22 protein-coding genes are annotated in these 22753 nt (G+C 69.9%); 17 read left to right on the forward strand and 5 right to left on the reverse strand.

The annotated features are described in order from the left end of the window. Window positions 1-97: 97 nt before the first annotated feature. The 7 genes from H537_RS0128370 (at window position 98) to H537_RS46030 (ending at window position 5736) form a co-directional block, all read left to right on the forward strand. Window positions 98-1564, forward strand: coding sequence for a glutamate synthase subunit beta (locus H537_RS0128370; protein WP_029000560.1), 1467 nt, complete (start codon window positions 98-100; stop codon window positions 1562-1564). 184 nt (window positions 1565-1748) lie between these two features. After that, the gene (locus H537_RS0128375; RefSeq protein ID WP_029000561.1) at window positions 1749-2582 is read left to right on the forward strand and encodes an ABC transporter ATP-binding protein; all 834 of its coding nucleotides are present in this window, start codon (window positions 1749-1751) and stop codon (window positions 2580-2582) included. Further along, window positions 2579-3370 (forward strand): lipid asymmetry maintenance ABC transporter permease subunit MlaE, encoded by a 792-nt coding sequence (gene mlaE, locus H537_RS0128380; RefSeq protein ID WP_084151003.1) that lies wholly within the window; start codon window positions 2579-2581, stop codon window positions 3368-3370. Before H537_RS0128375 ends, mlaE begins: the two co-directional genes overlap by 4 nt. A 38-nt stretch (window positions 3371-3408) precedes the next feature. After that, window positions 3409-3915, forward strand: coding sequence for an outer membrane lipid asymmetry maintenance protein MlaD (gene mlaD, locus H537_RS0128385; RefSeq protein ID WP_029000563.1), 507 nt, complete (start codon window positions 3409-3411; stop codon window positions 3913-3915). 38 nt (window positions 3916-3953) lie between these two features. Beyond that, complete coding sequence (locus H537_RS46025) at window positions 3954-4742, forward strand: MlaA family lipoprotein (protein WP_064736066.1); 789 nt, start codon at window positions 3954-3956, stop codon at window positions 4740-4742. A 71-nt stretch (window positions 4743-4813) separates the two neighbouring features. Next, window positions 4814-5431, forward strand: coding sequence for an MlaC/ttg2D family ABC transporter substrate-binding protein (locus tag H537_RS0128395; RefSeq protein WP_051243415.1), 618 nt, complete (start codon window positions 4814-4816; stop codon window positions 5429-5431). A gap of 5 nt (window positions 5432-5436) precedes the next feature. Continuing rightward, the gene (locus tag H537_RS46030) at window positions 5437-5736 is read left to right on the forward strand and encodes an STAS domain-containing protein (RefSeq protein ID WP_238446841.1); all 300 of its coding nucleotides are present in this window, start codon (window positions 5437-5439) and stop codon (window positions 5734-5736) included. Between the two features lie 90 nt (window positions 5737-5826). Here the strand turns inward: H537_RS46030 and H537_RS0128405 are convergent, their stop codons facing one another. The 3 genes from H537_RS0128405 to zwf all read right to left on the reverse strand — a co-directional run bounded on the left by H537_RS0128405 (window position 5827) and on the right by zwf (window position 9428). Next, window positions 5827-6699, reverse strand: coding sequence for a MurR/RpiR family transcriptional regulator (locus tag H537_RS0128405; protein WP_029000565.1), 873 nt, complete (start codon window positions 6697-6699; stop codon window positions 5827-5829). Window positions 6700-6777: 78 nt separating this feature from the next. Further along, window positions 6778-7956: a right-handed parallel beta-helix repeat-containing protein gene (locus tag H537_RS0128410; RefSeq protein WP_051243418.1), complete on the reverse strand. Its 1179-nt coding sequence runs from the start codon at window positions 7954-7956 to the stop codon at window positions 6778-6780. Beyond that, the gene (gene zwf / locus H537_RS0128415; protein WP_029000567.1) at window positions 7953-9428 is read right to left on the reverse strand and encodes a glucose-6-phosphate dehydrogenase; all 1476 of its coding nucleotides are present in this window, start codon (window positions 9426-9428) and stop codon (window positions 7953-7955) included. Before zwf ends, H537_RS0128410 begins: the two co-directional genes overlap by 4 nt. A gap of 168 nt (window positions 9429-9596) precedes the next feature. On the opposite strand from zwf, the gene tal reads away from it, so the two are divergent. From tal to H537_RS46035, 3 genes are read left to right on the forward strand one after another with little or no spacing between them, the layout of a single operon-like run. After that, a complete protein-coding gene (tal, locus tag H537_RS0128420; protein ID WP_029000568.1) occupies window positions 9597-10550 on the forward strand; it encodes a transaldolase in 954 nt (317 codons plus the stop codon). Next, entirely contained in the window at window positions 10547-12163 is a 1617-nt protein-coding gene (pgi, locus tag H537_RS0128425) for a glucose-6-phosphate isomerase (RefSeq protein ID WP_238446830.1), read from the forward strand. The genes tal and pgi overlap by 4 nt, the downstream gene beginning before the upstream one ends. Then, entirely contained in the window at window positions 12160-12771 is a 612-nt protein-coding gene (locus tag H537_RS46035) for an HAD family hydrolase (protein ID WP_043460380.1), read from the forward strand. The genes pgi and H537_RS46035 overlap by 4 nt, the downstream gene beginning before the upstream one ends. Before the next feature lie 110 nt (window positions 12772-12881). Here H537_RS46035 and H537_RS0128435 read toward each other — a convergent pair whose 3' ends face one another. Both H537_RS0128435 and H537_RS0128440 read right to left on the reverse strand, forming a co-directional pair. Next, entirely contained in the window at window positions 12882-14000 is a 1119-nt protein-coding gene (locus H537_RS0128435) for a M14 family metallopeptidase (protein WP_029000570.1), read from the reverse strand. A gap of 47 nt (window positions 14001-14047) precedes the next feature. Next, complete coding sequence (locus H537_RS0128440) at window positions 14048-15241, reverse strand: M20 aminoacylase family protein (protein ID WP_029000571.1); 1194 nt, start codon at window positions 15239-15241, stop codon at window positions 14048-14050. A gap of 92 nt (window positions 15242-15333) precedes the next feature. On the opposite strand from H537_RS0128440, the gene H537_RS0128445 reads away from it, so the two are divergent. The 7 genes from H537_RS0128445 (at window position 15334) to hisG (ending at window position 22724) form a co-directional block, all read left to right on the forward strand. Beyond that, entirely contained in the window at window positions 15334-17418 is a 2085-nt protein-coding gene (locus tag H537_RS0128445; RefSeq protein WP_084151004.1) for a molybdopterin-containing oxidoreductase family protein, read from the forward strand. Next, on the forward strand, window positions 17415-18473 hold the full coding sequence (locus H537_RS0128450; RefSeq protein WP_043460383.1) for an aminopeptidase: 1059 nt from the start codon (window positions 17415-17417) through the stop codon (window positions 18471-18473). The genes H537_RS0128445 and H537_RS0128450 overlap by 4 nt, the downstream gene beginning before the upstream one ends. Before the next feature lie 110 nt (window positions 18474-18583). Next, window positions 18584-19534, forward strand: a complete 951-nt coding sequence (locus H537_RS0128455) for an ABC transporter ATP-binding protein (RefSeq protein ID WP_029000574.1) — start codon at window positions 18584-18586, stop codon at window positions 19532-19534. Continuing rightward, window positions 19531-20292, forward strand: a complete 762-nt coding sequence (locus H537_RS0128460; RefSeq protein ID WP_029000575.1) for an ABC transporter permease — start codon at window positions 19531-19533, stop codon at window positions 20290-20292. Before H537_RS0128455 ends, H537_RS0128460 begins: the two co-directional genes overlap by 4 nt. Window positions 20293-20407: 115 nt before the next feature. Then, the gene (locus tag H537_RS0128465; RefSeq protein WP_029000576.1) at window positions 20408-20677 is read left to right on the forward strand and encodes a BolA family protein; all 270 of its coding nucleotides are present in this window, start codon (window positions 20408-20410) and stop codon (window positions 20675-20677) included. Between the two features lie 80 nt (window positions 20678-20757). Next, window positions 20758-22038 (forward strand): UDP-N-acetylglucosamine 1-carboxyvinyltransferase, encoded by a 1281-nt coding sequence (gene murA / locus H537_RS0128470; RefSeq protein WP_029000577.1) that lies wholly within the window; start codon window positions 20758-20760, stop codon window positions 22036-22038. An 8-nt stretch (window positions 22039-22046) separates the two neighbouring features. After that, on the forward strand, window positions 22047-22724 hold the full coding sequence (gene hisG / locus H537_RS0128475) for an ATP phosphoribosyltransferase (RefSeq protein WP_029000578.1): 678 nt from the start codon (window positions 22047-22049) through the stop codon (window positions 22722-22724). Window positions 22725-22753: the final 29 nt, after the last annotated feature.

Genomic DNA, 22753 nt, shown 5'->3' on the forward strand with positions numbered 1-22753 from the left:
GTGCCGCCGCGGGGCCGGTCCAGCCGCGCCGCCGCGCGTGCAGAGCCTGCGCGCGCGGCCGGCGGCAGCCAACGATCAGCGAAAGTAGAGAAACACCATGGGTAAGGTCACCGGCTTCCTCGAATACGAGCGCATCGAGGAAGGCTACGAAGGCGTCGAGACGCGCCTGAAGAACTACAAGGAATTCGTCATCGGCCTGAACGCCGAGCAGGCGCAGGTGCAGGGCGCGCGCTGCATGGACTGCGGCACGCCGTTCTGCAACAACGGCTGCCCGGTCAACAACATCATCCCGGACTTCAACGATCTCGTTTACCGCAACGACTGGCGCAACGCGATCACGGTCCTGCACACGACCAACAACTTCCCCGAGTTCACCGGCCGCATCTGCCCCGCGCCCTGCGAGGCCTCGTGCACGCTCAACGTGAACGACGACCCGGTGGGCATCAAGTCCATCGAGCACGCCATCATCGACCGCGCCTGGGCCGAAGGCTGGGTGGTACCGCAGCCGCCCAAGGCCAAGACCGGCAAGAAGGTCGCCGTCATCGGCTCCGGCCCCGCCGGCCTTGCCGCGGCGCAGCAGCTCGCGCGCGCCGGCCATGACGTGGTGGTGTTCGAGAAGAACGACCGCGTGGGCGGCCTGCTGCGCTACGGCATCCCCGACTTCAAGATGGAGAAGTCGCACATCGACCGCCGCACCGAGCAGATGAAGGCCGAGGGCGTGGTCTTCCGCACCGGCGTGGTCGTGGGCGACATCGCCAAGAGCACCAAGATCACGAATTGGGCCAAGGAGCGCGTGAGCCCTGAGCAGCTGCAGGCCGAGTTCGACGCCGTGCTGCTGGCTGCGGGCTCCGAGGTCTCGCGCGACCTGCCCGTGCCGGGCCGCGACCTCGACGGCGTCCATTTCGCGATGGAGTTCCTGCCGCAGCAGAACAAGGTCAACGCCGGCGACAAGCTCAAGGGCCAGCTGCGCGCCGAGGGCAAGCACGTGGTCGTGATCGGCGGCGGCGACACCGGCAGCGACTGCGTGGGCACCAGCAACCGCCACGGTGCCGTGAGCGTGACGCAGTTCGAGCTGCTGCCCATGCCGCCGGAGCAGGAGAACAAGGACCTGACCTGGCCCTACTGGCCGTACAAGCTGCGCACCTCCTCCAGCCACGAGGAAGGCTGCCAGCGCGAGTTCGCCATCGCCACTAAGGAATTCATCGGCGAGAAGGGCAAGGTCACGGGCGTCAAGACGGTGCGCGTGCAGTGGGAAGGCGGCAAGATGGTCGAGGTGCCCAACACCGAGCAGGTGCTCAAGGCCGACCTGGTGCTGCTGGCCATGGGCTTCACCAACCCGGTGAACACGCTGCTCGAAGGCTTCGGCGTGGAGCGTGACGGCCGCGGCAACGCCAAGGCCACGACCGAGTTCACCGGCGGCTACGCCACGAACGTGCCCAAGGTCTTCGCCGCCGGCGACGTGCGCCGCGGCCAGAGCCTGGTGGTGTGGGCGATCCGCGAAGGCCGTCAGGCCGCGCGCGCGATCGACGAGTTCCTGATGGGCGCCAGCGACCTGCCGCGCTGATCCTCAGGTACGGCGCCCGTGCCGGGCGCCGGTTTGCACACACGCGGCGCCTGCTGGCAAGCCGCTTGCTGTGAAGCCACAACGCTGCCGGTACCACAGCAGCGTGCATGAGACAATGAAGGCCCGCCCGCATTCATGCCGGCGGGCCTTCTTTTTGCGCGGTATTTCGCGTTCCTTGCCATTCCTGATGCCTGAGCCCGAGTCCCTGATCGAGATCGACCATGTCAGCTTCGGCTACGACGCCCGTCGGCTGATCCTCAACGACGTGAGCCTGCGCTTTCCGCGCGGCAAGGTCACGGCCATCCTGGGCGGCTCGGGCTGCGGCAAGACGACGCTGCTGCGGCTCATCGGCGGCATCGCCGCACCCAACGCGGGTCGCGTGCGCTTCGACGGCGAGGAGGTCAACGCGCGCGACCGCAACCAGTTGCTGCGGCTGCGCCGGCGCATGGGCATGCTGTTCCAGTTCGGCGCGCTGTTCACGGACCTGGACGTGTTCGACAACGTGGCCTTCCCGTTGCGCGAGCACACCGGGCTGTCCGAGGCGCTGATCCGCGACATCGTGCTCATGAAGCTCAACGCGGTGGGGCTGCGCGGCGCGGCGCGGCTGCGCATCTCGGAGGTCTCGGGTGGCATGGCGCGGCGCATTGCGCTGGCGCGCGCCATCGCGCTGGACCCGGAGCTGATCATGTACGACGAGCCCTTCGCGGGCCTGGACCTCATCTCCATGGGCGTGGCGGCCAACCTCATCCGCAAGCTCAACGACGCCACGGGCGCGACCTCGCTGGTGGTGTCGCACGACATTCCCGAGTGCATGGCCATCAGCGACCACGTGATCCTGATGGCCGCGCCGGGCGGGCGCATCGTGGCGCAGGGCACGCCCGCGGAGCTCATGGCCTCCACCGACCCCGAGGTGCGCCAGTTCGTGCGCGGCGAGCCCGACGGCCCGGTGAAGTTCCACTTCCCCGCGCCGCCGCTGGCGCAGGACTTCGGCGTGTCCAAGCCGGGGAGGGCGGCATGAAGACCCCGCTCGACGCACTGGCGCGCCTGGGTGCGGGCGTCATCCAGATGCTGCGTTCGATGGGCCACGCGGCCTTCTTCTTCATCGACCTGCTGCGCACCACGCCCGCGGCGCTGTCGCGCTTCTCGCTGGTGGTGGCGCAGCTGCATGCCATCGGCAACTTGTCGCTGCTGATCATCCTGGCCTCGGGCCTGTCGGTGGGCTTCGTGCTGGCGCTGCAGATGTACTACGCGCTGGTGACCTACGGCGCCACGGAGTCGCTGGGCCTGATCGTCAACCTGGCGCTGGTGCGCGAGCTGGGCCCGGTGGTGGCGGCGCTGCTGTTCGCTGGCCGCGCGGGCACCTCGCTGACGGCCGAGATCGGGCTGATGAAGGCGGGCGAGCAGCTCGCGGCCATGGAGATGATGGCCATCGACCCGCGCGCGCGCGTGCTGGCGCCGCGCTTCGTCGGCGGCGTGGTGGCGATGCCGCTGCTGGCGGCGATGTTCTCGGCCATCGGCATCCTGGGCGCCTACGTCGTGGCGGTGCTGCTCATCGGCATCGACTCGGGCAACTTCTGGTCGATCATGCAGGGCCGGGTGGACGTCTGGCGCGACGTGGGCAACGGCATCGTCAAGAGCGCCGTGTTCGGCGTGATCTGCACCTTCGTCGCGCTCTACCAGGGCTACGAGACCCAGGCCACGCCCGAGGGCGTGGCCTACGCCACCACGCGCACGGTGGTGATCTCCTCGCTGGGCGTGCTGGCGATGGATTTCGTGCTCACGGCGCTGATGTTCTCCACGCCCTGAACCTGAACCCTTCGCCGCGATTCCTTCACACACAACCCATGGCAAAGAAAAGTATCGAGATTCTGGTGGGCGGCTTCGTGCTGCTGGGGCTGGCGGCGCTGCTGTTCCTGGCGCTCAAGGCCGCCAACCTGGCCGCCTTCAGCAACGGTGAAACCTATGCGCTCAAGGCGCGCTTCGACAACATCGGCGGCCTCAAGCCGCGCGCGCCGGTGCGCAGCGCCGGCGTGACGGTCGGCCGCGTCGAGTCGATCACGCTGGATCCGCAGACCTACATGGGCGTGGTCACGCTGCAGGTCAAGCAGGGCGTGCAGTTCCCGCGCGACTCCTCGGCCAAGATCCTGACCTCGGGCCTGCTGGGCGACCAGTACATCGGCATCGAGCCTGGCGCGGACGACAAGATGCTCGATCCGGGTGCCACCATCACGCAGACGCAGTCGGCCGTGGTGCTGGAAAACCTCATCGGCCAGTTCCTCTTCAACAAGGCGGCCGATGCCGGCGGCGGCACCGGCGAGGGCACCCCGGCCTCCGCTCCCGCCAAGCCGTGAGCCCCTCCGACCCGCGCCTTTCACCCAGGAGCCCCGCCATGAAGCTCGCCCCCTTGTCGCTGGCCGCCGCGCTGCTGATGGGCGCCGCAGTTGTCCAGGCGCAGCCCACGTCCCCGCAAGATCCGCTGGAGCGCGTCAACCGTTCCATCTTCAACTTCAACGAGGGGCTGGACCGCAACGTGCTGCAGCCCGTGGCCAGCGGCTACCGCAAGGTGGTGCCCTCGATGGTGCGCACGGGGGTGGGCAACTTCATCGGCAACTTCGGCGACGCCTGGTCCGCGATCAACCAGTTCCTGCAAGGCAAGCCGCAGGAGGGCGTGCACATGGGCTTTCGCGTGCTCGTGAACACGACGCTGGGCCTGGGCGGCCTTCTGGACTGGGGTACCGAACTGGGCCTGGAACGCCAGAGCGAGGACTTCGGCCAGACCCTGGGCCGCTGGGGCCTGGGCGCGGGCCCGTACCTGGTGCTGCCGCTGCTGGGGCCGTCCTCGCTGCGCGACGCTGGGGGCCTGGTGCTGGACCTGCAGACCTCGCCCAGCGCCGTGCTGTTCAGCGAAGGCAGCGACGTTGCGGCGGCTTCGGCGCTGCAGGTGGTGCACCGGCGCTCGGAACTGCTGGATGCCACGCGGGTCGTGGACGACATCGCGCTGGACAAGTACCAGTTCATCCGCGACGGCTACCTGGCACGCCGGCGCAGCCAGGTCTACGACGGCAACCCGCCCGAGGAGCGCCAGGACGAGGACGACGGCGGCACGCCGGATGCCACGTCCGGGCAACCTCCCGCCGCGCCCCAGGCTCCGGCCCCGGCCTCCGCGCCGGCGCGGTGAACCAAACGGCGCCCTTGCGCGTTGAAGACACGGCGCCGCTGTAGGCGCCGCAACCTGAAGGAACCCATTCCGTGATCCGAAAGTTTCTGGCTCTCTTCGCTTTCCTGGGCACCTTCCTGCTGGCCGGGCCGCTGCACGCGCAGGGCGTGGCGCCCGACGCCTTCGTGCGCCAGCTCTCCGACGAGGTGCTTGAGGCCATCAAGGGCGACAAGGCGGTGCAGGGCGGCGACGTGAGCCGCATCCGCGCCCTGGTGGACGCCAAGGTGCTGCCGCACGTGAACTTCCAGCGCATGACCTCCGCCACGGTGGGCCGCCCCTGGCGCACCGCCACGCCGCAGCAGCAGCAGCGGCTGCAGGAGGAGTTCAAGACCCTGCTGGTGCGCACCTATGCCGGCGCGCTCACGCAGGTGAAGAGCTCGACCACCATCCAGCTCAAGCCCTACCGCGGCAACGCGACCGACCAGGAAACCGTGGTGCGCTCCGAGGTGCGCGGCGGCAACGAGCCGATCCAGCTCGACTACCGCCTGGAGAAGGCCGGCGACGGCTGGAAGATCTACGACGTCAACGTGCTGGGCGTGTGGCTGGTGGATCAGTACAAGAACAGCTTCGCGCAGGAAATCGCCGCCGGCGGCATCGACGGCCTGATCGCCAAGCTGGCCGAGCGCAACAAGACCGGCGGCAAGGGTTGAAGCCCGTGGCCCTGACGCTGCCCGACACCGTGACGCTGGCCACCGCCGCGCAGACCCTGCGCGCGCTGGAGCCGGCGCTGGGCGCCGCGCCGGTGGAGGTGGACGCCTCCGCGCTGCGCGACTTCGATTCCGCGGCGCTGGCGGTACTGCTGCAGCTGCGCCGCAGCGCGCAGGCCGCCGGTGGCGACCTGCGCATCAGCGCCGCCCCGCGGCCGCTGGCCGAGCTGGCGCAGCTCTACGGCGTGGACGAGGCGTTGCCGGGGCTGGAGGAGACGGCGCGGCCTGCGGCCGTCAACACAGCCTGACGCCGCCCGCCGAAGACTGGAGCCGATGCCCGCGAAAGCGGGCATCGGTCTTTCTGGCAGCCCGAAAGCTGCCGGCGGGCCGGCGGCGCCTCAACTCCCGTTGACGTAGCGCCGGTTGCGCAGGTTCTTCTTGATCTCCTGCAGCATGGGCTGCAGCGTCTCGCCGCCCAGGCGCAGCGCCAGGCCGGTGGTGAGCACGTCGATCACCATCAGGTGCAGCAGCCGCGACACCATGGGGCTGTAGCGGTCGGCGTCCTCGGGATGGTCCACCGACAGCAGGATCTGGTGCGCGCCGTTGCTGCCCGTCTGCGCCAGCGGTGTGGCGCTCGCGGTGATGAGGATCAGCGTGGCGCCGCGCCGGCGCGCGATGTCGGCCACGTCCAGCAGGTCGCGGCTGCGGCCGGAGTTGCTGATGATCACGGCGCAGTCGCCGGGCTGCAGCATCGTGGCGCTCATCACCTGCACGTGGCCGTCGCTCACCGCGGTGGCCGTCACGCCCAGGCGGAAGAACTTGTGCTGCGCGTCCTGCGCCACGATGCCCGAGTTGCCCACGCCGTAGAACTCGATGCGCCGGTGCGCGCGGCAGGCGTGCTCCAGCGCGTCGATGGCGCGCTCGAAGGCATGCGGCGCGGCCTGGTTGCGGTAGGCCAGCATCGCGCCGATGGCGTTGTCCACCACCTTGACGAGGAGTTCGCCGGGCCGGTCGCCGGCGTCCACCGCGCGGTGCACGAAGGGCACGCCCTCGTTGACGCTGCCGGCCAGGCGCCGCTTGAAGTCCGCCAGCCCGCCGTAGCCCACGCTGCGGCAGAAGCGCACCACCGTGGGCTTGCTGACGTTGGCGCGCTCGGCCAGCTCCGCCACGGGCAGCTCGGCGAAGGCGCGCGCGTCCTCCAGCAACAGGCGCGCGACCCGCTGCTCGGCCGGCGACAGGGCCGGCACGGCGGCGCGGATGCGTTCCAGCATCGGGCTGCCTTCGCTCATCGCTGTCCTCCCACGCTCAGGCGCTCACGTGGTGCGGACGGGGCGGCAGGGCGCGGCGCCTCACTGGAAGGCCCCTGGCGACCAGGCGGCCGGGGCCGTGATCGCGCGCGTGCCCAGGGGCAGCAGGAACTCCGCCGTCGGTGCCAGCGAGCGTCCGCCGCCGGTGCCCGGCGCCGAGCCGGTGCCGCGCAGCGGCGAGCCCGCCACGAGCCGGAAGTTGAGCGACGAAGGCGCCTGCAGCGAGGACAGCGTCGTCATCTTGTTGCTGGCGGGCCAGGCGAGGGTGCCGGTCTGCACGTCGCCCGTGCCCACCAGCAGGTTGTTGACGAAGCGCGCGTCCAGCCCCGCCGACAGGCGCGTCGGGGACACGCGCACGAAGGTGCCGGCGCTGCGGTTGTTGACGATCGTGTTGTTGGCCATGTAGAGGCCGTGGCGGGAGAGGGAGGACGTCTCCTCGCCGTACATCACGATGTTGGAGTTCTGCGTCAGCGCGCTCTGGCTGATGACGTTGCCGATGAGCCAGGCCATGCCGCCTTCGGGCAGGTCCACCTCGTAGGACGCCTTGCCGGCGCTGCCGTCCACCAGCAGGCTGTAGCACACGATGGTTTCCTGGGCGCGCGACTTCAGCAGGTGGCCGGCCAGCCCGTCGTGGAAGCGGCAGCCCGAGATGAACAGCTGCTTGATGCGCCCGGCGTACAGCAGGTGCGGCGGATAGGGCGAGCTTACGGCGGGGCTGTTGGCCGCGAAGCCGAACTCGCTGTTGCGCACCTTCAGCACCGAGTTGGGTTCGTGGCTGGTGAGGATGCCCATCTCGTTGTCGAAGAAGGCGCAGTTGCTCACCTTCAGCACGCCGCTCTCGAAACGGATGCCTGCGCCATTGAGATCGGCCACGCGCGCGCCGCGGAACTCCAGGTTCTCGATGCGCACGTCGGTGGCGCCGCGCACGACGAGGATGGCCTTGCCTTCGGCCGAGACGCCGTTGGCGTTGAGCACCGGGCGCGTCGTGCCCACGCCGCGGATGGTGAGCACGCGCTGCGTGACCACGCCGACCTGCGCCATGTGCGTGCCCGGCATCACCTCGATGACGTCGCCTTCGCCCGATGCGGCCAGCAGGGCCGGCAGCGACATGCCCGGGTAGAGCTGCCGCACCACGCCCGCAGCGCGCGCGGGGGCGTGCAGTGCGGCCAGGGGCACGGCACCGGCAACGCTCAGAGCCTGGATCAGTTCTCTTCTTCTCATTGCTCTTCTTCCCACATGAACCCATCCCGGGCCACCAGAGCGCTGGCGGCCGGCGGCCCCCAGCTGCCCGCGACGTAGGGTCGCGGACCGACCGGGTCCTGGTTCCATGCTTGAAGAATCGGCTCCACCCAGGCCCAGGCCTGCTCCTGTTCGTCGCTGCGCACGAACAAGTTGAGCCGCCCGGCTATGGCATCGAGTAACAAACGTTCGTAAGCGCCAACGCGTCCGCTGGCGAAGGCCTTGTCGAAGTCCAGGTCGAGCGACACCGGCGACAGCGCCTCGCTGCCGTGGCCCACGCTGCCCTTGGCCGCCATCAGGTGCAGCTCCAGGCCGTCTTCGGGCTGCAGCTTGATGACCAGCTTGTTGGCCTGGTGCACGCCGGCAAAGATCGGGTGCGGCACGGGGCGGAAATTCACGACGATGTGGGCGTCGCGCCCCGCCAGGCGCTTGCCCGTGCGCAGGTAGAAGGGCACGCCGGCCCAGCGCCAGTTCTGCACCTCGGTGCGCAGCGCCACGAAGGTCTCGCAGCGGCTGCCCGTGGGCACCTTGGACTCGTCCGCGTAGCCCGGCACCGCCTGCCCGCCCACGCTGCCGGCGCGGTACTGGCCGCGCACCACGTCGCGCTGCACGCTCTCGCGCGTGAAGGGCTTCAGGCTCTTGAGCACCTTCAGCTTCTCGTCGCGGATCGCGTCGGCGTCCGCGGTGGGCGGCGGCTCCATGGCGATCATGGTCAGCAGCTGCAGCGCGTGGTTCTGGATCATGTCGCGCAGCGCGCCCGTGCGGTCGTAGAAGTCCCCGCGCGTGCCCACGCCCAGCGACTCGGCGATCGTGATCTGGATGTTGGCGATGCTCTCGCGCCGCCACAGCGGCTCGAAGAAGGCGTTGCCGAAGCGCAGCGCTGAGAGGTTCTGCACCGAGGGCTTGCCCAGGTAGTGGTCGATGCGGAAGGCTTGGCTTTCCTTGAACACCGAGCGCACCACGGCGTTGATTTGGCGCGCGCTCTCCAGGTCGTGGCCCAGCGGCTTTTCCAGCACGACGCGGATGCGGTCGTGGTTCAGCCCCGCGTTGCCGAGCTGCTCGCAGATGACCGGGAACAGGTGCGGGCTGGTGGCCAGGTACAGCACCACGGTGTCGGCCGGGCTCGTGCGGCCTTCCTCGGCGCGCGGCTCGTCGAGCCAGCGCTTCAGGCGCGCGTAATGCTCGGGCTGCGACAGGTCCATCTGCCGGTAGTGCAGCAGCTGCGCGAAACGGGCGAACTCGTCGTCGCTGGGCCGCTTGGCGGCATCGACCTCGTCGAAGCGCTGGCGGATGAACTGGCGGTACTCGTCATCGCTGCGCGCGTCGCGCGCCACTGCCAGGATGCGCCCGCCTTCGGGCAGCTTGCCGTGCCGGAAAGCCTGGAACAGGGCGGGCATGAGCTTGCGCCACGTGAGGTCGCCCGTACCACCGAAGAACACCAGATCAAATGACATCGAAAAAGACTCTGCTGCGTGAACGGACCCGGCGTGTAACCGAGTTACATGGTTCATGATGCTAGAGTTTCTTAAGAGGGTCAACGCGCGCCGGGGCCAACAGCGTCACGGTAACGCCGCGATCGTGTCTGAACGCAGCGCAGGCGCCGCCTGCAGGATTCCAACGCCGTGAACCAACTCGAGCAGCTCAAGCAGCACACCATCGTCGTCGCCGACACCGGGAACTTTCGGCAGCTGGCGCAGTTCGCACCGCGCGACGCCACGACCAACCCGTCGCTGATCCTCAAGGCGGTGCAGCAGTCGGAGTACGCGCCGCTGCTGACGGAGGTGGTGAAGGCGCACCCGCGCGCGCCGCTGGAGCGCGTGGTGGACGAGGTGCTGGTGCGCTTCGGCCTGGAGATCCTGAAGGTCGTGCCCGGCCGCGTGAGCACCGAGGTCGATGCGCGGCTGAGCTTCGACACCGCCTGCACCATCGCGCGGGCGCACCACCTCATCGGCCTGTACGAGCGCGCGGGCATCTCGCGCGACCGGGTGCTGATCAAGATCGCCGCCACCTGGGAGGGCATCCAGGCGGCCAAGGCCCTGGAGCACGAGGGCATCCACTGCAACCTCACGCTGCTGTTCTCGTTCTGTCAGGCCGTGGCCTGCGGCGACGCCGGCGTGACGCTGATCTCGCCTTTCGTGGGCCGCATCTACGACTGGTACAAGAAGCAGGCCGGCGCCGCCTGGGACGAGGCCGCCAACGCCGGCGAGAACGACCCCGGCGTCAAGAGCGTCAGCGCCATCTACAACTACTACAAGCACTTCGACATCGCCACCGAGGTCATGGGCGCGAGCTTCCGCAACGCCGGGCAGATCCTGGCGCTGTCGGGCTGCGACCTGCTCACCATCAGCCCCGACCTGCTCGCCGCGCTGCAGGGCAGCGAAGGCCCGGTGCCGCGCCGGCTCGACCCGCAGGCGGCCAAGGCGATGGAGATCCACGCCCGCACCCTGAACGAGCCCGGCTTCCGCTACGCGCTCAACGAGGACGCCATGGCCAGCGACAAGCTCGCCGAGGGCATCCGCGCCTTCGCGGCCGACGCCGCGAAGCTCGACCGCATGATCGAGGAGCTGCGCAAGTGAGCGCCGCCGCGCCCGAACCTGCCGCCGCCGGCTTCGTGCGCGGCGACAAGACCGTGGCCTGGAGCAGCCTGCGCGGCCATTGGCAGGCCCATGGCCGCGACCTGGACCTGCGCGAGATCTTCCGCCAGGACCCGCAGCGCTTCGAGCGCTTCAGCCTGCAGGCGCCGGAGGTGTTCGCCGACCTGTCCAAGCAGCGCTGGGACGAGGCCACGCGGCGGCTGTTGCTGGAGCTGGCGCGCGAGGTCCGGCTGGAGGCCCGGCGCGACGCCATGCTCGCCGGCGAGGCCATCAACACCACCGAGGGCCGCGCCGTGCTGCACACGGCGCTGCGTGCGCCCAGGGGGCAGGGCCCCTTCAGCGACGAGGTGCACCACGTGCTGGAGCACATGCTGGCCTATGCCGAGGAGGTGCGCGGCGCCGGCTTCACCGACGTGGTGAACATCGGCATCGGCGGCTCCGACCTGGGCCCGCTGATGGTGGTCAAGGCGCTGCAGCCCTACACCCAGCCGGGGCTGCGCAGCCACTTCGTGTCCAACGTGGACGGCCACGACATCGCGCCGCTGCTGGCGCAGCTGGACCCGGCCACGACGCTCTTCATCGTCGCCAGCAAGACTTTCACGACCCAAGAGACCATGGCCAACGCGCAGGTGGCGCGTGCGTGGTTCCTGGAAAAGGGCGGCGTGGACATCGCACGGCACTTCGCCGCCACGACCACCAACGTGACGGCGGCGGCCGCCTTCGGCATCGACAAGACCTTCGGCTTCTGGGACTGGGTGGGCGGGCGCTATTCGCTGTGGAGCGCCATCGGGCTGCCGATCGCCATCGCCATCGGCGCGCAGGGCTTCCGCGAGCTGCTGGGGGGTGCGCACGCCATGGACCGGCACTTCGCCGAGGCGCCGCTGGAAGAGAACCTGCCCGCGCTCATGGGCCTGCTGGAGGTATGGAACCGCAACTTCCACGGCTTCACCAGCCGTTGCGTCGCGCCCTACCACCAGGGCCTGGCGCGGCTGCCGGCGTACCTGCAGCAGCTGGAGATGGAGTCCAACGGCAAGCGCGTGGACTACGACGGTGAGGAAGTGCCCTTCGCCACCAGTCCGCTGGTGTGGGGCGAGCCCGGCACCAACGGCCAGCACGCCTTCTTCCAGATGCTGCACCAGGGCACGGACGTGATCCCGGTGGAGTTCATCGCCGTGCGCGAGCCGGCGCACCCGCATGCGGACCTGCAAGTGAAGCTGCTGGCGAACTGCCTGGCGCAGTCGCAGGCGCTGATGCTGGGCAAGACGGCGGACGAGGCGCTGAACGAGAAGGCGCCGACGGCCGCGCCCGACATCGACCGCGCGGTGCTGGCGCAGCACCGCAGCTTCCCCGGCAACCGGCCCAGCACCACGCTGTTGCTGGAGCAGCTCACGCCGCGCAGCCTGGGCGCGCTGGTGGCGCTGTACGAGCACCGCGTCTTCACCAGTGGCGTGGTGTGGGGTATCAACAGTTACGACCAATGGGGCGTGGAGCTGGGCAAGGCGCTGTGCAACGCGCTGCTGCCACGCTTCGAAACTGGTGACGTGACGGGGCTGGACAGCTCCACCGCCGGGCTGCTGGGGAGATTGAGGGGATGAGAGTCATCTGGGACCTGGGCGCCGTGCTGCTGCGCTGGCGCCCGGCGCTGCTGTTGCGCCAGGTGCTGCCGCGCCACGCGCATGACGAGGCCAGCGCCGCGGCGTGGGGCCAGCGCTTCTTCGTGGAAGGCGGCGACTGGGGCGCCTTCGACCGCGGCGACCTCGACGAGCCGGCGCTGGCGCACCGCATCGCGCGCCGCACGGGCCTGAGCGAGGCCGAGGTGCACGCGGTGATCGCGGCGGTGTACGAGGAACTGCAGCCGCTGCCCGAGAGCGTGGCGCTGCTGGAGCGCTTTCACCGGCAGGGGCTGCGGCAGCACTTCTTCTCCAACATGCCGGTGCCCTACGCGGACCACCTGGAGCGGCACCACCGCTTCTTCGAGGTTTTCGACGGCGGGCTGTTTTCCGGGCGCGTGAAGCGCATGAAGCCTGAGCGCGGCTTTTACGAGCTGGCGCACGAGCAGTTCGGGCTGGCGGGGGAGCCGGTGGTGTTCATCGACGACCATCCGGCGAACGTGCAGGCGGCTCGGGCGTTTGGGTGGGAGGCGGTGCTGTTCCGGGATATTCAGCAGGTGGCGGGGGAATTGAAAGCGCTGGGCGTGGCTTGAGAAATACGTTGCCTTCAAGGCCCAGTGCAGGATGGGGCGCGGTTTAAATGCCGCGCTCCATTTTTCGCTTGGCGTCTGTTTGAAAAATCAGGAGCCTTGGCCAAGGACTGTCACGCAGGCGCTTGGACAGGGTTTTCTCTCAGTCCCTTGAGCCCGTCCCGAATCCTCTCCAGACCCTGTTTCAGCAAAGCTTCCTTCCAGTCCGGCGTATCCACGAAGAAGGTCCGGAACATCGCTTCCCGAATGGCCTGCGCCTGTGGCGTCTGCAGTGGCCTCTCCGGATGATTCTCCAGCCACTGGTCCGCCCTCAACGCCTGCAGCACGTGCAATAACGGCACGGTGCCAAATTCGAGAACGATCCCCGTGTATTGCGCCTGCAGGCACTCCTGCGCCACCACGCACGACATCGCGCCGGAGGTTTCGGCGGAACTGGAGCTGTGGTCATGGGTGGATTTCAGCCCCGGCCACCACGATTGCGCCCGGCGCAACAAGGCCTCGTCGCGCCCGTCGCCGGCCAATATCGGCTCGGCCATGCCCGTGGGCCCCAGCCCGCTGTGCAGGTCGATCCAGCCGAGCCTGGCGCACTGCGTCGCGTGGTCGCGCAGCACGTGCCGCAGCGCCTGCTGGCTCCAGCTCGGCGCGTGGCCGCCGTAGAACAAGCCTTCGGGCTCCGAGTACTGCCCGCCGCTGATCGCCTGCTGCAGCGCCGCCACGCCCTGGCGCGCCATCTCGGCCTGCAGCCTGGCTTCGTTCTCCGGCGGCGGCGGCCAGGTGGCGCTGGCCGGCACCAGCAGCGCGTGCAGCGCGTCGTAGCCCGGGTTCTTCGGCAGCGGCTGGTGGAAGTCGATGAAATTGCGGTTGAGGTCGATGTTCTCGTGCGTGACGCGGCGCCACCACGACATGCCCCACGGGTTCAGCGCATGCAGGAACAGCACCGCCACACCGCCGCAGCGCGCCTCGGCCAGGAAGTCGGCGTCGCGCAGCAGCGCGATCTGTACCCCGGCGCCGGCGTAGCCCTCGATGCCGTGGCAGCCGCTGCTGACGATCAGCAGTTTTTCCGCATCGCGCGGCCCGCTGCGCACCACGTCCAGCGCCAGGGTTTCGCCGTCGCGCCCCAGCAGCGGGTGGATCTCGGAATGCACGTCCAGGTCGGCCGCTTCGGCCGCCGCCAGGAACTTCCCTCGGGCCTCCTGGTAGCTGCGGGAGAAGAAGGTTTCCGCATCGTCCATGGAGGCCTCCTGGGGGAAGGAAGTGAAGGGCGCTGCCTCGGCTCGGTTCAGCGCGGGGTCTGCAGCCAGCGTTCCGCCACCCGCACCCACAGCGAGGCGCCGATGGGGATGAGCTGGTCGTTGAAGTCGTAGCTGGGGTTGTGCAGCGTGCAGGGCCCCAGGCCGTGGCCGCCGTCGCGGTGCTCGCCGCCGCCGTTGCCGATCACGAAATAGCAGCCCGGCTTCTCCTGCAGGAAATAGCTGAAGTCCTCGGCGCCCATGGTGGCGACGAACTCCTGCACGTTCTGCTCGCCCAGCACCTCCGCGCCCACCTGGCGGATGAAGGCGCTCTCGGCCTCGTGGTTCACGGTGGGCGGGTAATTGCGGTCGAACTCGAAATCGCACTCCAGCTCGAAGGCCTCGGCGGTGGAGCGGGCGATCTGGCGCATGCGGCGCTCGATCAGGTCCAGCACCTCCGTGGTGAAGGTGCGCACCGTGCCCTGCATCTCGCAGCTCTCGGGGATGACGTTGGTGGCCTCGCCGGTGTGGATCATGGTCACCGAGATTACGCCGGTGTCCAGCGGGTGCTTGTTGCGCGTCAGGATGGTCTGGAAGGCCTGCACCATCTGGCACGCCGCGGGCACCGGGTCCGTGCCCATGTGCGGCATCGCGCCGTGGCAGCCCTTGCCGCGCAGCACGATCTTGAACTCGTTGCTGGAGGCGAAGCAGGGCCCGCTCTTCACCGCGATCTGTCCCGCCGCCAGCCCCGGCCAGTTGTGGGCGCCGAAGATGGCTTCCATCGGGAAGCGCTCGAACAGGCCGTCGCGCATCATTTCCCGCGCCCCGCCGCCGCCTTCCTCGGCCGGCTGGAACACCAGATAGACCGTGCCGTCGAAGTTGCGCGTGCGTGCCAGGTGCTGCGCCGCGGCCAGCAGCATGGCGGTGTGGCCGTCGTGGCCGCAGGCGTGCATCTTCCCGGGGTGGCGGCTGGCGTGCGGGAAGTGGTTGTGCTCGGTCACCGGCAGCGCGTCCATGTCGGCGCGCAGGCCCACGGCGCGGGAAGAGGTGCCGTTGCGGATCACGCCCACCAGCCCGGTGCGGCCCAGCCCGCGGTGCACCTCGATGCCCCAGCCCTCCAGCTTGCGGGCCACGAGGTCGGCGGTGCGCACTTCCTCGAAACACAGTTCGGGATGGGCGTGGATGTCCCGGCGCAGCTCGGCAATCGCCGCGGCCTCGGCCAGGATGGAATCAATCAACAACATCAAGGGGCTCCTGCTCAGGCGGCTGCCGGGAATCTTAGCCTCCGCCATCCCCTCTTCGGGTGACCCTGAAGGGGCTGTGCAATAGTTGAACGATGGACGTCCAGGCCCCCGCTTCCCCGCTTTCCTTCCCCGCCGCCGACCCGGCCGCGCCCGTGACGCAGGTCCACGGCGCCTGCCCGCACGACTGCCCCGACACCTGCGCGCTGCGCGTGAGCGTGCAGAACGGCGTGGCCGTGCGCGTGCAGGCCGACCCCGAGCACGAGCGCACCCTCGGCGCGCTGTGCACCAAGGTCAGCCGCTACACCGAGCGCACCTACCACCCCGAGCGGCTGCTGTACCCGATGAAGCGCGTCGGCCCCAAGGGCAGCGGGCAGTTCCAGCGCATCTCCTGGGACGAGGCGCTGGACACCGTCGCCGCCCGGCTCAAGGCCGTCGCCGCGCGCGACCCCGAGGCGATCCTTCCCTACAGCTACGCCGGCACCATGGGGCTGCTGCAGGGCGAGTCGATGGCGGCGCGCTTCTTCCACCAGATCGGCGCCTCGCTGCTGGACCGCACCATCTGCGCCTCCGCCGGCGGCGCGGCGCTGGCCGCCACCTACGGCGGCAAGGTCGGCATGCAGGTGCAGTTCTTCGCCGAGAGCAAGTTGGTCGTGATCTGGGGCAGCAACCCCATCACCTCCAGCGTGCATTTCTGGACCCGTGCGCAGCAGGCCAAGCGCGCCGACGCCAAGCTGTGGTGCATCGACCCGCGCCGCACCGACAGCGCCGACAAGTGCCACCGCCACCTCGCGCTGCGCCCGGGCACCGACGGCGCGCTGGCGCTGGCGCTGATCAGCGAGCTCATCCGCCTGGACGCGCTGGACCACGACTACATCGCGCGCCACGTCAGCGGCTTCGAGAAGCTCAAGGCGCGCGCGCTGGAGTGGACGCCGGAGCGCGCCGCCGAGGCCTGCGGCGTGGACGCGGCGCTGATCCGCGAGCTGGCGCAGGACTACGCGACCATCCAGCCCGCCGCCATCCGCCTGAACTACGGCATGCAGCGCGTGCGCGGCGGCGGCAACGCGGTGCGGCTGATCGCGCTGCTGCCCTGTCTCACCGGGGCCTGGCGCCACCGTGCCGGCGGGCTGCTGCTGTCGGCCTCGGGCTGGGCCGGCCGGGTGCGCAACGACGCGGCGCTGCAGCGCCCGGACCTGCTGGCGGGCCGGCGCCCGCGCACCATCAACATGAGCACCATCGGGCAGGACCTGCTGCGCGAGCCCTCGGCCGGCTTCGGCCCGCGCATCGAGGCGGTGGTGGTCTACAACAGCAACCCGCTGGCGGTGGCGCCGCAGTCGGCGCAGGTGGCGGCGGGCTTCCAGCGTGAGGACCTGTTCACGGTCGTGCTGGAGCAGTTCATGACCGACACCGCCGACCACGCCGACATCGTGCTGCCCGCCACCACGCAGCTGGAGCACCTGGACGTGCACACGTCCTACGGCCACACCGACGTGCTGATCAACGAGCCGGCCATTGCGCCGCTGGGCGAGGCCAAGCCCAACACGCAGATTTTCAGACTGCTGGCGGCGCGCATGGGCTTCACCGACCCGTGCTTCCAGGACGACGACGAGGCGCTGGCGCGCGCCGCGCTCAAGGGCGTGGATTTCGAGGAGCTGCGCGGGCGCGGCTGGGTGACGCTGCCGATTCCGGACGCGCCCTTCGCCGAGGGCGGCTTCCCGACGCCGGACGGCAAGGTCTCCATCGATGCCCCGGGCCTGGGCGTGCCGGACTTCGTGCCGAACTACGAGAGCGCCGAGGCCGCGCCGGAGCTGTCCCGCCGCTACCCGCTGGCCATGATTTCCCCGCCGGCGCGGCACTTCCTGAACTCCACCTTCGTCAACGTGAAGAGCCTGCGCGACATCGAGGGCGAGCCGGTGCTGGAGATCGCGCCGGACGACGCCATGGCGCGCGGCGTGGTGGACGGCTCGCTGGTGCGCGTGTTCAACGACCGCGGCGAGGTCACCTTGCGCGCGCGCGTGAGCACCCGGGCGCGGCCGGGCGTGGTCAACGGCCTGGGCGTCTGGTGGCGCAAGCTGGGGCTGGACGGGCGCAACGTCAACGAGCTGACGCACCAGCGCCTGACGGACATGGGCGGCGGGCCCTCGTTCTACGACTGCCTGGTGGAGGTGCGGCCGGCGTGAGGCGCGCGCTTCGCCTGGCGCTGCTGGCCGCAGTCCTGCCCGTCCTGGGCGGCTGCGGCACCGTCGGCTACTACGCGGACTCCCTGCGCGGCCACCTCAACCTGCTGACCAGCGCGCGCCCGGTGAAGGAGTGGGTGCGGGACGAGGCGACCTCGGAGCCGCTGCGCGAGCGCCTGCGCCTGAGCCAGGAGATGCGCGAGTTCGCCGTCACCGAGCTGAAGCTGCCCGACAACGCCAGCTACCGCCGCTACGCCGACCTGCGGCGCGACGCCGCGGTGTGGAACGTGGTGGCGGCGCCGGAGCTGTCGCTGCAGCTGAAGACCTGGTGCTTCCCAGTGCTGGGCTGCGTGGGCTACCGCGGCTATTTCGACCGCGAGCAGGCGCGCGCGCTGGGCGAGGAACTCAAGACCGCCGGCTGGGAGGTGTCTGTGTACGGCGTGCCGGCCTACTCGACGCTGGGCTGGAGCAACTGGCTCGGCGGCGACCCGCTGCTCAACACCTTCGCGCTGGGCCCGGAGACGGAGCTGGCGCGGCTGCTGTTCCACGAGCTGGCGCACCAGGAGGCGTATGCGGACGACGACACGCCCTTCAACGAGTCCTACGCCACCGCCGTCGAGCGCCTGGGGCTGGAGCGCTGGCTGGCGCATCGCGGCAACCCGAAGCTGCGCGAGGAACACGAGCACATCGAGGCGCGGCGCGAGCAGTTCCGCACGCTGACGCGCGGCCTGCGCGCCCGGCTGGACGCGCTCTACCGCGGCGATGCGACGGACGAGGCCAAGCGCGAGCGCAAGGCGGCGCTGATGGCCGAGTTCCGCGCCGAGTACGAGCGGGTGAAGCAGACGTCCTGGGGCGGCGACGGCGCCTACGACGGCTGGGTGCGCCGCGCCAACAACGCCGCGCTGGCGGTGCAGGGCGCCTACGGCGACCTGGTGCCCGACTTCATCCGCCTCTTCGAGCGCCAGGGCGGCGATTGGGCACGCTTCCACGCCGAGGTGAAGCGGCTGGCGAAGCTGCCGAAGGCGGAGCGGAGGAGGGCGCTGGAGGGGGCGGCGTAGGAGGCCGGGCACGTCGCGCATGGGTAGGCGCGCGGCCTGCTGACTGGGGCCGCTGCTCAGTCGCCCCGCAACCCCGGTTCCCGGGGCTGCCTCCCTACAATCCCGCCCCTATGCCAGCCGTCAGCTTCCAGGAAGTCAGCAAGACCTACAACACCTTCCGCGGGACCTTCCAGGCCCTCGACGACGTCAGCTTCGACATCGGCCGCGGGGAGTTCTTCGGGCTGCTCGGCCCCAACGGGGCGGGCAAGACCACGCTCATCAGCATCCTGGCCGGGCTCAACCGCGCCAGCGCCGGGCGCGTCACGGTCATGGGCCACGACGTGGTGCTCGACTACGCCCAGGCGCGCAAGCAGCTGGGCATCGTGCCGCAGGAGCTCGTTTTCGACCCCTTCTTCAGCGTGCGCGAGACGCTGCGCATCCAGAGCGGCTACTTCGGCGTCAAGAACAACGACGACTGGATCGATGAAGTGCTCTATGAGCTGGGGCTGGAGGACAAGGCCGGCGCCAACATGCGCCAGCTCTCCGGCGGCATGAAGCGCCGCGTGCTGGTGGCGCAGGCGCTGGTGCACCGCCCGCCCGTGATCGTGCTGGACGAGCCCACCGCCGGCGTGGACGTGGAGCTGCGCCAGACGCTGTGGCAGTTCATCGCCAAGCTCAACCGCCAGGGCCACACCGTGCTGCTGACCACCCACTACCTCGAAGAGGCCGAGGCCCTGTGCCACCGCATCGCCATGCTCAAGCGCGGGCGCATCGTGGCGCTGGACCGCACCGCCAACCTGCTCGCCGGTACCGCCAGCACCATGCTGCGCTTCAAGACCGACGACGCGCTGCCGCCCCAGCTCGCGCCCCAGGCGCGCGTGACCGGGCGCATCGTGCAGCTCAAGGCGCATGACGCGGCGGAGGTGGAGACGCTGCTGGCGGCACTGCGCCAGGCGCAGGTGCGGGTGGAGGAGCTGGAGATCGGCCGCGCCGATCTCGAAGACGTGTTCATCGAGATCATGCAGGGCGCCGAACAGCCGGCTGCGCAGGGTGCACAAGGTACGCAGGGAGTGGCGGCATGAATTTCGAAGGCGCGGGAACGCTGTTCAAGAAGGAAGTGCTGCGCTTCTACAAGGTCGGCTTCCAGACCGTGGCGGCGCCGGTGCTCACGGCGGTGCTGTACCTGCTGATCTTCGGCCACGTGCTGGAGGAGCACGTGCAGGTCTATCCGGGCGTGGCCTACACGAGCTTCCTGATCCCGGGGCTGGTGATGATGAGCGTGCTGCAGAACGCCTTCGCCAACAGCTCCAGCTCGCTGATCCAGAGCAAGATCACCGGCAACCTGGTGTTCCTGCTGGTGACGCCGCTGTCGCACTGGGCCTGGTTCGCCGCCTACGTGGGCGCGGCCATGGTGCGCGGGCTGGTCGTGGGGCTGGGGGTGTTCCTGGTCACGGCCGCCTTCGCGCTGCCGCGGCTGGAGGCGCCGCTGTGGATCGTGGTGTTCGCCGTGCTGGGTGCCGGCATGCTCGGGGCGCTGGGGCTGATCGCCGGGCTGTGGGCCGAGAAGTTCGACCAGATGGCCGCGTTCCAGAACTTCATCATCATGCCGATGACGTTCCTCTCCGGCGTCTTCTACTCGGTGCACTCGCTGCCGGGCTTCTGGCAGGGCGTGAGCCACCTGAACCCCTTCTTCTACATGATCGACGGCTTCCGCCACGGCTTCTTCGGCGTGGGCGACGTCTCGCCCTGGACCAGCCTGGCGGTGGTGGGCACGAGCTTCCTGGTCGTCGCCGCCATCGCGCTGCAGCTGCTGCGCAGCGGGTACAAGCTGCGGCATTGAGCTTTTCCCGGGGGTGTGAGCGCGGCCTGCGCAAGGACTTGGTTACGGGTTCGGGCCGCGCGGAAGGCCCAGCGAGCCGGGGGTACCCGGCGTGCACCGGTAGAATCGCGCCACCATGGCCGATCCGACCCCTTCAGAAGTCCGCGACTACATCGCCGCCGGCCTCGACTGCACGCACTTGGAGGTGGAGGGCGACGGACGCCATTTCTTCGCCACCATCGTGTCCGCCCAGTTCGAAGGCAAGCTGCGCGTGGCACGCCATCAGCGCGTCTACGCCGCCCTGGGTGATCGCATGCGCGAACAAATCCACGCGCTGTCGATGAAGACCCTCACGCCCGCCGAGTGGGCGGCGCAACAGCAGCCTTCGGCCGACCACCACCACTGACGCCTTACGCGGCCTCGTCGCCGCGGTGGGTGTGCGCGGCGAGCGCAGGCCCCTTCGCCGCCGAAGCCGCCCAACCCAGCATGGACCAACTATTGATCCGCGGCGGCCGCTCCCTGAAGGGCGAGATTGCCATCTCCGGTGCCAAGAACGCGGCGCTGCCCGAACTGTGCGCGGCGCTGCTCACCGCCGAGCCCGTGCGCCTGGCCAACGTGCCGCGCCTGCGCGACGTGGGCACCACGCTGGCGCTGCTGCGCAACATGGGCGTGCAGGCCGACTGGTGCGCCCAGCGCGGCGAGCCCGGCGACGACGCGGTGCTCATCGATGCCGGCGCCGATGTCCAGCCCGTGGCGCCCTACGAGCTGGTCAAGACCATGCGCGCCTCGATCCTGGTGCTGGGGCCGCTGCTGGCGCGCCTGGGCCGCGCGACGGTGTCGCTGCCCGGCGGCTGCGCCATCGGCTCGCGCCCGGTGGACCAGCACATCAAGGGCCTGCAGGCCATGGGCGCGCAGATCACGGTGGAGCACGGGAACATCGTCGCCACCGCGCAGCGCCTGCAGGGCGCGCGCATCACCACCGACATGATCACCGTCACCGGCACCGAGAACCTGCTCATGGCCGCGACGCTGGCCGAGGGCGAGACGGTGCTGGAGAACGCGGCGCAGGAGCCCGAGGTGGTGGACCTGGCCGAGATGCTGATCGCCATGGGCGCGCGCATCGAGGGCCACGGCACCAGCCGCATCCGCATCCAGGGCGTGGAGCGGCTGCACGCGCCGCGCGAGCCGCACCGCATCGTCGCCGACCGCATCGAGACCGGCACCTTCATCTGTGCCGTGGCCGCCACCGGCGGCGACGTGCTGCTGAAGAACACCCGCCCCGACCACCTCGACGCCGTGCTGGACAAGCTGCGCGAGGCGGGCGTGCAGCTCGAAACCGGCGCCGACTGGATCCGCGTGCGCGGCGATGGCCGGCTCAAGGCGGTGAGCTTCCGCACCAGCGAGTACCCGGCGTTCCCGACCGACATGCAGGCGCAGTTCATGGCGCTGGACTGCATCGCCGAGGGCGCTTCGAAGGTGACTGAAACCATCTTCGAGAACCGCTTCATGCACGTGAACGAGCTGATGCGGCTGGGCGCCAACATCGAGGTCGAGGGCCACACGGCGCTGATCCAGGGCGTGAGCGGCCTCTCCGGCGCCACCGTCATGGCCACCGACCTGCGCGCCTCGGCCAGCCTCGTCATCGCCGGGCTGGTGGCGCAGGGCGAAACGCGGGTGGACCGCATCTACCACCTGGACCGCGGCTACGACCGCATGGAAGAAAAGCTGCGCGCCGTCGGCGCCGACATCGAGCGCGTGAAGGCCTGAGCCGTCCCATGAACGAAACCATCACCCTGGCGCTGTCCAAGGGCCGCATCTTCGAAGAGACCCTGCCGCTGCTGCGTGCCGCGGGCATCGAGGTGGGCGAGGACCCCGAGAAGTCGCGCAAGCTGATCCTGCCCACCAACCGCCCGGAAGTGCGCGTGGTGCTGGTGCGCGCCACCGACGTGCCGACCTACGTGCAGTACGGCGGCGCGGACCTGGGCGTCGCGGGCCTGGACGTGCTGCTGGAGCACGCCGGCGGCGAGACCGCCACCGGGCTGTACCAGCCGCTGGACCTGCGCATCGCCAGCTGCCGCATGAGCGTAGCCGTGCGCGCGGACTTCGACTACGAGGCCGCCGTGCGGCAGGGCTCGCGCATCCGCGTGGCCACCAAGTACACCCACATCGCGCGCCAGCACTTCGCCGACAAGGGCGTGCACGTGGACCTGATCAAGCTCTACGGCTCCATGGAGCTGGCGCCGCTCACCGGCCTGGCTGACGCCATCGTGGACCTGGTGTCCACCGGCTCCACGCTGCGCGCCAACAACCTGGTGGAGGTCGAGCAGATCATGCCGATCTCCTCGCGCCTGGTCGTGAACCAGGCCGCGCTGAAGCTCAAGCGCGCCGCGCTCAAGCCGCTCATCGACGCCTTCGCCGGCGCCATTCCCGACTCTTCCACCTGTTCCGCCTAACCCTTCCTTCCGCTTCCTTCCCACGGCCC

The organism is Azohydromonas australica DSM 1124 (genome assembly GCF_000430725.1).
Lineage (GTDB): Bacteria > Pseudomonadota > Gammaproteobacteria > Burkholderiales > Burkholderiaceae_C > Azohydromonas > Azohydromonas australica.

What these genes read in the sequence shown, in the direction of transcription:
- H537_RS0128370 (WP_029000560.1), top strand. Translation starts at nt 98, where the DNA reads ATGGGTAAGGTCACCGGCTTCCTCGAATACGAGCGCATCGAGGAAGGC.
- mlaE (WP_084151003.1), top strand. Translation starts at nt 2,579, where the DNA reads ATGAAGACCCCGCTCGACGCACTGGCGCGCCTGGGTGCGGGCGTCATC.
- mlaD (WP_029000563.1), top strand. Translation starts at nt 3,409, where the DNA reads ATGGCAAAGAAAAGTATCGAGATTCTGGTGGGCGGCTTCGTGCTGCTG.
- H537_RS46025 (WP_064736066.1), top strand. Translation starts at nt 3,954, where the DNA reads ATGAAGCTCGCCCCCTTGTCGCTGGCCGCCGCGCTGCTGATGGGCGCC.
- H537_RS0128405 (WP_029000565.1), bottom strand. Translation starts at nt 6,699, where the DNA reads ATGCTGGAACGCATCCGCGCCGCCGTGCCGGCCCTGTCGCCGGCCGAG.
- H537_RS0128410 (WP_051243418.1), bottom strand. Translation starts at nt 7,956, where the DNA reads ATGAGAAGAAGAGAACTGATCCAGGCTCTGAGCGTTGCCGGTGCCGTG.
- zwf (WP_029000567.1), bottom strand. Translation starts at nt 9,428, where the DNA reads ATGTCATTTGATCTGGTGTTCTTCGGTGGTACGGGCGACCTCACGTGG.
- H537_RS46035 (WP_043460380.1), top strand. Translation starts at nt 12,160, where the DNA reads ATGAGAGTCATCTGGGACCTGGGCGCCGTGCTGCTGCGCTGGCGCCCG.
- H537_RS0128435 (WP_029000570.1), bottom strand. Translation starts at nt 14,000, where the DNA reads ATGGACGATGCGGAAACCTTCTTCTCCCGCAGCTACCAGGAGGCCCGA.
- H537_RS0128440 (WP_029000571.1), bottom strand. Translation starts at nt 15,241, where the DNA reads ATGTTGTTGATTGATTCCATCCTGGCCGAGGCCGCGGCGATTGCCGAG.
- H537_RS0128445 (WP_084151004.1), top strand. Translation starts at nt 15,334, where the DNA reads ATGGACGTCCAGGCCCCCGCTTCCCCGCTTTCCTTCCCCGCCGCCGAC.
- H537_RS0128455 (WP_029000574.1), top strand. Translation starts at nt 18,584, where the DNA reads ATGCCAGCCGTCAGCTTCCAGGAAGTCAGCAAGACCTACAACACCTTC.
- H537_RS0128460 (WP_029000575.1), top strand. Translation starts at nt 19,531, where the DNA reads ATGAATTTCGAAGGCGCGGGAACGCTGTTCAAGAAGGAAGTGCTGCGC.
- H537_RS0128465 (WP_029000576.1), top strand. Translation starts at nt 20,408, where the DNA reads ATGGCCGATCCGACCCCTTCAGAAGTCCGCGACTACATCGCCGCCGGC.
- murA (WP_029000577.1), top strand. Translation starts at nt 20,758, where the DNA reads ATGGACCAACTATTGATCCGCGGCGGCCGCTCCCTGAAGGGCGAGATT.
- hisG (WP_029000578.1), top strand. Translation starts at nt 22,047, where the DNA reads ATGAACGAAACCATCACCCTGGCGCTGTCCAAGGGCCGCATCTTCGAA.